The organism is Vaccinium witches'-broom phytoplasma str. VAC (assembly GCF_000309405.1).
In the GTDB taxonomy this organism is placed as follows: Bacteria; Bacillota_I; Bacilli_A; order Acholeplasmatales; family Acholeplasmataceae; genus Phytoplasma.
In genome coordinates, this window is the sequence record NZ_AKIN01000180.1 from 1 (window position 1) to 722 (window position 722).

The 722-nt window shown below is 28.9% G+C and carries 1 protein-coding gene; it reads left to right on the top strand.

Features of this window, described 5'->3' with window-relative positions:
- Positions 1 to 90 precede the first annotated feature (90 nt).
- Positions 91 to 534 (top strand): hypothetical protein, encoded by a 444-nt coding sequence (locus tag RI68_RS02805; protein ID WP_017193720.1) that lies wholly within the window; start codon positions 91 to 93, stop codon positions 532 to 534.
- Positions 535 to 722: the final 188 nt, after the last annotated feature.

Consider the following 722-nt stretch of genomic DNA (forward strand, 5'->3'; position numbering starts at 1 on the left):
AAGAATTGGAATAAAAACCCCAAAGAGTAGGCGATAAGCGAATAAAGTTGTTTTTCTATTTAAATAACAATTAAATACAAGGAGATTTAAATGTCTAAAAAATATGATGGATATACACTTCAAGAATTAAAAGCTTCTAATTTTACAGCTGCACATTTAAAAGAACTTGGCTATCCAGTTAAAGAATTAAAAGAAATTGGTTATACCCTCCAAGAAATAAAAGCTGGTAGATATACAGCATATGAATTATTAGTAGCTAGGTATACAATTAGTGAATTAAAAGCTGTCGGATGTTCAGCTAAAGAATTAAAAAATCTTGGATTTGTAGCGTTAGTTTTAATAGAGGAAGGTTATACAGCTAAAGAATTAAAAGCTGGTGAATTTAAAGCTACAGAATTAAAAGATGCTGGATTTACAACTGATGAATTAAGAGATGCTGGATATACAGCTTTTGAATTAAGATATGCTGGATATACAGTTTCAGATTTAAAAGATGTTGGATATACAGATGATGAATTAAAAGAATTGGAATAAAAACCAGAAGAAAGGAACAAACTTTATGTGGAATTGGTTTTTAAAAATAAAAACGTTTTTTCTGGTTTTGTTTTTAAATATAAGCGATTTTTGTCTCAAATTTGCTAAAGGTTTTACTAGTAAGGAAATTTTGACCCATCGAATAGATACGATGCAAACCACTATTTTTACTGTCTTGCTGATCACAG